Here is a 4907-nt window from a genome sequence, read left to right on the forward strand (position 1 = left end):
CGGCGTCCCCTTCGTCATCGCCGGCGCGAGCGACCGCGCGACGTGGTCGTTCACCAACGTCGGCGCCGACGTGCTCGACTGCTACCGCTACGAGGTCGACGACGCCGGCGAGCGCTACCGCTACGAGGGGGAGTGGCGCGAGTTCGAGACCGAGTCGCGCGAGATCCCCGTCTCCGGCGGCGAGGACCGCACCCTGGAGACGAGGCGCACCGTCCACGGTCCCTTCGTCGAGCGCGAGGGCCGGCACGTCGGCGTGGCGTGGACCGGGCACACCGCGACGCGCACGACGCTCGCCATCGACGAGCTGGGTCGCGCCGACGGGTTCGAGGAGGCGCTGGCGGCGACTCGGAAGTTCGACCTCCCGACGCAGAACCTCGTGTACGCCGACGCCGACGGGCGGACGATGTACTACGCGACGGGGCAGCTCCCGATCCGGCGGGTCGACGGCGAGGCCGTCGCCGGCGACCGCGTCTTCGACGGCTCGGCCGGCGAGGGCGAGTGGGCGGGGTTCGAGCCGTTCGGTCGCTCGACGTGGGAGGGGTTCGTCCCCTTCGAAGAGAAGCCGCACGCGATCGACCCGGAGGTCCTCTCGACGGCCAACCAGCGCGTGATCGACGACCCGACCCACTACGTGGGCGTCGACTACGCGGCCCCCTACCGCGGCGCGCGCATCGCCGAGCGCCTCGACGCGGGGGTCGCGGGGGAGGATCCGGTCGATCCCGCCTTCCACCGCGAACTCCAGCGCGACGTGCGCGACGGGCGGGCCGACCAGCTCGTGCCGGACCTCGTGGCGGCGGTGGCGGAGCGCGACGCCGCCGACGGCTCGGACCGCCTCGCCGCGGCCGCCGCGACGCTCGGCGACTGGGACCGGCGGATGGCGGCCGACTCCCGCGGCGCGCTCGTGTTCGACCGGTGGCTCCACCGGTTCCGCGACCTCGTCTTCGCCCCCGCCTTCGACGACGCCGACCTCGGCGAGGCGTACTACCCGAACGACTGGGTGCTCGCGCGGCTCCCGGCCGACGACCCGCTGTTCGCCGACCGCTCGCGCGAGGCGACGATGGTCGCGGCGCTCTCGGCGGCGCTCGACGAGATCGACGAGGCGGGGTGGGAGACGTACGGCGACCGGAACACGACGGCGGCGATCGCGCACCCGCTCGGCGGCGAGGCGCCGTTCCTGAACTACCCGACGCTCCCCGCCGACGGCTCGCCGGCGACCGTGATGAACTACCGCGTCGACGACGCGGTCGGGTCGAGCTGGCGGATGGTGGTTCGCCCCGGCGAGGGCGCCACGGCGGTGCTCCCCGGCGGCAACTCGGGCGACTACTTCTCCGAGCACTACGGCGACCAACTCCGCGACTGGCTGGCCAACGACCAGAAGCCGATGTCGCTCGACCCCGACAGCGAGGCGGGCGAGACGGTCTCGTTCGGAGGTGAGTCGTCGTGAGCGACCGCCTCGGTGAGTCGGCCGGGTCGCCGTCGCCGCTCGCCCGGATTCGGGGCGACCCTCGGCTCCGCCTCGTCGCCTTCGCGGGCGCGGTCGCCCTCGGCCTCGCGCTGGCGTCGGTCCACTGGATCGGGCTCGTCGCGGCCGGCGTCGCCGCGTCGCTCGTCGCGCCCACGTTCCGACGGGGCGTCGCGTACGCGCTCGGGGCCGGCCTGCTGGCGCTCGGCGCGTTCGCCGTCTCGCTCGGGCCGGCGGCCGGGGCACTGCCCGAGATGCGGCCCGTGATCTACGTCGCGGCCGCAGCCGCGCTCGGCCTGCCCCTGCTCGGGTCGCTGGCGAGAGGAATTACTTAAAGAGCCGGCGCCTCGGGAGCGCTATTGAGCGCTCGGGTGCGCTCTACGGCGCCGGATACCCCTCATATAAGCGTTTACGAGGACGACTCGCGAGGCGTGCGGTATGACAGCGACTGACGATGCTGTGGACGGGTCCCGCGCCGCCCTGGAGGACGCGCGGGAAGCGCTCCGGATCGAGCGGCGCCGCGTGATCGACGAGCGCGAGGCGTTTCGGACGTTCCGCGGCCGGGTCGAATCGGTCTCGACGGAGGCGACCTCACCCGACGGATCGTCAGCGGCGGCGGGGTTTCGGGGGGTCGCGGGCCCCGCGAGCGGCTCCGGCGCCGCGGCCGACGCGGGCGCCGGCGGTCCGGCGGGACCGCCCGGATCCGGTCTCGCGGCCGTCAGGGACGCGTACGCCGAGACGGTGATGTCGGTCCCGCACTACGAGGAGGAGTACGACGACACATACGAGCGGAGCGTCGCCGCGGAGTTCGGTCCCGAACTGGCGTACGCGCTCACGCGGAGCGCGGGGTACCACCCCGAGTACGAGCCGGCCCTGATCGACGCGGTCGAATCCGCGATCGAGGAGCGCGACCGCCTCGTGGAGCGGCTCGAGGTCGAGGCCGACTCGCTCGACCGAGCGGGGTCGCGGCTCGCGGCGGTCCGTCGGGAGATCGCGTCGCTCGACGCGGCCGTCCCGGAGGGCGGGTTCGGCGCGCTCGACGCGTGTCGGGCCCGCGCCGGCGTCCTCGTGGAGGACTGCGACCGGATCGCCGCGCGTCGCCAGCGTGTGATCGCGGCCCACGAGCGCGATCTCCGACTCGACGGCGACGCCGTCGACCTCCCCACGTACCTCTACCAGTCCACCGACGCGACGTACCCCGTCCTCGCCGCGGTCGGATCGGTCGGCGAGCGGCTCGACGGCCTCACGCGGCGGATCGAGCGGGCGATAGCGCGCGTCGGGTGACCGAGAGCATTTAAACGTGCGAGCCTCTGGACCGCGGACCGCGGCGACCGGCCGGGCTCGCGTGGGGCTCCCGCCGGCGACGGCCTCTTTGGCTCCCGCCGGCGACGGCCTCTTTTGCTCGCGGCCCCGATCACGACATCCAGTGACGACCGTCCTCTCCGACCGCGAACGGCTGAAGCGCGACGACCGATCCGACGAGACGTTTTATCAGGAGCCGCGGTTCGTCACCCACGCCGCCGACGCGTTCCTCGACCGGCTGACGGCGCTGTACGGCGAACTGTTCGAGCCGGGCGACCGCGTCCTCGACGCGATGAGCAGCTGGGTGTCGCACCTCCCGCCGACCGAGTTCGACCGGGTCGTCGGCCACGGCCTCAACGAGGCCGAGCTCGCCGCGAACGACCGGCTCGACGGGTTCGTCGTCCGAGACCTCAACGCCGACCCGACGCTCCCGTTCGACGACGGCGCCTTCGACGCCGTCTGCTGTGCCCTGTCCGTCCAGTACCTCCAGTACCCGGGCGACGTGTTCGCGGAGTTCGCGCGCGTCCTCGCACCCGGCGGCGTCCTCGTCGTGAGCTTCTCGAACCGGATGTTCCCGACGAAGGCCGTCCGGGCGTGGCGGGCCGCCTCGATGGACGAGCGCGCCGACCTCGTCGAGCGTTACTTAAAAGCGGGCGGCCTCGCGGTGGAGAATCGGATCGCGGAGAGCCCGGGGACCGACCCTTTCTACGCGGTCGTCGGACGGAAGCCGCCGGGCGGCGACTGATTCGGCCGACTGCGCCCCGGCGTCAGTCCGCCGGCGTCGCCGCCTCGGACTCCAGTCCGGAGCCGCTCGGCGGGCGGAGGAGGAGCGCCGCCAGTCCGGCGGCGACCGCCAGGCCGCCGCCGAGCGCGAACGTCGGGACCCAGCCGAACGCCGCGACGAGATAGCCGGTGACGGTCCCGGCGAAGACGCCGCCGCCGACCTTCGCGGTGTAGAGGACGGCGTAGTTCCCGGAGGAGTTCCGGGCGCCGTAGTAGTCGGCGATGACCGACGGGAAGTAGACGAACAGCGGCGAGGAGAAGAACATCGCCGCCATCACCAGCGCGACGAAAGCGATGCCGGCCTCGGCGCGCCCGGCGGCGATCAGCGCGAGCCGGAACACCCCGGCGAGCACGAAGGAGACGGCCATCACCTTCTTCCGGTCGAAGCGGTCCGACGCCTCGCCGAGGATCATCCGCGAGACGCCGGCGGCGACGGGCAGCAGGGTCGCCGCCGCGGTCGCGACGACCGCCGCCAGCCCGAACTGCTCGGCGAACCGCACGACGTTGGCGATGACGATCAGGTCCGCGCCGGCCATCGCGACGAACATCGCGTACAGCAGCCAGAACTGCCACGTCGACAGCATCTCCCGAGTCGTGTACGCGCGACCGCGGAGCGAGGCCGCGAGTCCGTCGTCGTTCCCGTTCCCGTCCTCGTCGTCGTTCAGTCCGAGCCAGTCGTCCGGCGGGTCCCGCAGGAGGTACGCGCCGACGAGGGTGACGACGAGGATGGCGAGCCCGACGTTCCGGAGCACGTCGCCGTACGCCGCGACGGTCGCGTTCGCGCGCACGTACGGCACCACGAGGGCGCTCCCCCCCGCGAACGCCATCGTGCCGATACCGGTCGTGAGTCCCGTGCGGTCCGGGAACCACTTGACGGCGGTGTTCACCGCGACCGTGTACACGATCCCCACGCCGATCGCGCCGAGCGAGTAGAGCAGGTACAGCTGCCAGACGGCCGTCGCGTACGCCAGCCCGATGTACCCGCCCCCGGCCAGCAGCGCCGCGAGGAAGGTGAGCGCGCCCGGCCCGCGGCTGTCCCGCCACTTTCCGGCGGGGAACTGCGACAGGGACTGGAAGACGACGTAAAAGGAGAACACCGCGCCGAGCGCCGGCAACGCGATGTCGAGGCCCTGGGCGAGCGGCTGCTCGATCGACGACCAGACGTACTGGTACGGGCTCACGGCGGCCATCATCCCCGCGGCGGCGACGATCTGCCACCAGCGGGAGAACCCGAGGATCGACGACGCCCGGCCGGCGTAGTCGACCTCGCCCGTCGCCTCGTCGACAGCGGGGTCGTCGCCGACGGGATCGGCCGGGGCGTCCGCGTCGTCGACCGGCCCCCCGGCGGCGACGACCCCGC

5 protein-coding genes are annotated in these 4907 nt (G+C 73.3%); 4 read left to right on the forward strand and 1 reads right to left on the reverse strand.

The annotated features are described in order from the left end of the window. The 4 genes from DJ75_RS12225 to DJ75_RS12240 all read left to right on the forward strand — a co-directional run. Positions 1 to 1444, forward strand: a 1444-nt coding sequence (locus DJ75_RS12225) for a penicillin acylase family protein (protein ID WP_141212032.1), incomplete at its 5' end; no start/stop codon positions are given. Beyond that, on the forward strand, positions 1441 to 1797 hold the full coding sequence (locus DJ75_RS12230) for a hypothetical protein (RefSeq protein WP_094524737.1): 357 nt from the start codon (positions 1441 to 1443) through the stop codon (positions 1795 to 1797). The genes DJ75_RS12225 and DJ75_RS12230, both read left to right, overlap by 4 nt. 103 nt (positions 1798 to 1900) lie before the next feature. Then, positions 1901 to 2746, forward strand: coding sequence for a hypothetical protein (locus DJ75_RS12235; protein WP_094524738.1), 846 nt, complete (start codon positions 1901 to 1903; stop codon positions 2744 to 2746). Between the two features lie 142 nt (positions 2747 to 2888). Continuing rightward, positions 2889 to 3509 carry a class I SAM-dependent methyltransferase gene (locus DJ75_RS12240; protein WP_094524739.1) on the forward strand — a complete coding sequence of 207 codons (621 nt, stop codon included), beginning with the start codon at positions 2889 to 2891 and terminating at the stop codon, positions 3507 to 3509. A gap of 22 nt (positions 3510 to 3531) precedes the next feature. Here the strand turns inward: DJ75_RS12240 and DJ75_RS12245 are convergent. Next, positions 3532 to 4907 (reverse strand): MFS transporter (locus tag DJ75_RS12245; protein WP_254921979.1); only part of this gene is annotated, 1376 nt, incomplete at its 5' end.

This window comes from Halorubrum sp. Eb13 (genome assembly GCF_002252895.1).
In the GTDB taxonomy this organism is placed as follows: Archaea; Halobacteriota; Halobacteria; order Halobacteriales; family Haloferacaceae; genus Halorubrum.